Source organism: Pseudoalteromonas sp. GW168-MNA-CIBAN-0100, assembly GCF_040309225.1.
Lineage (GTDB): Bacteria > Pseudomonadota > Gammaproteobacteria > Enterobacterales > Alteromonadaceae > Pseudoalteromonas > Pseudoalteromonas arctica.
This window is the reverse complement of the sequence record NZ_JBEOOL010000423.1, coordinates 1-290: the sequence shown is the minus strand read 5'-3', so window position 1 is coordinate 290 and position 290 is coordinate 1. Positions and strand designations below refer to the sequence as shown.

Sequence of the window (290 nt, the reverse complement as noted above, 5' to 3'; positions counted from 1 at the left end):
AAAGCAAACGCAGATTACACTATCACTGAATTGTGTCGTGTTTTAGAGGTTAGTATGAGTAGCTATTACTATGAACCTGCCAAACCCGATGAACAAGAGCAGGTGCTTTTGGATTTAATTGAATCGATAGCTGAGGACTCGGGTAATACGTATGGCAGGCGTAGAATACACGCTGAACTGAATGCACTTGATCACACAATAGGAGTATATAAAACGGCGTCATTGATGAACAAATTGAATATACACGCCATTGTGCCAAAGAAAAAACATTATTACCCAAACTCAGGTGA

At 39.7% G+C, this 290-nt stretch carries 1 protein-coding gene; it reads left to right on the top strand.

Annotated features, from left to right (window positions below; all coding sequences use genetic code 11):
- Positions 1–54 precede the first annotated feature (54 nt).
- Positions 55–290: IS3 family transposase (locus AAEY62_RS21785; RefSeq protein ID WP_350636481.1), on the top strand; the 236-nt coding region annotated here is incomplete at its 3' end.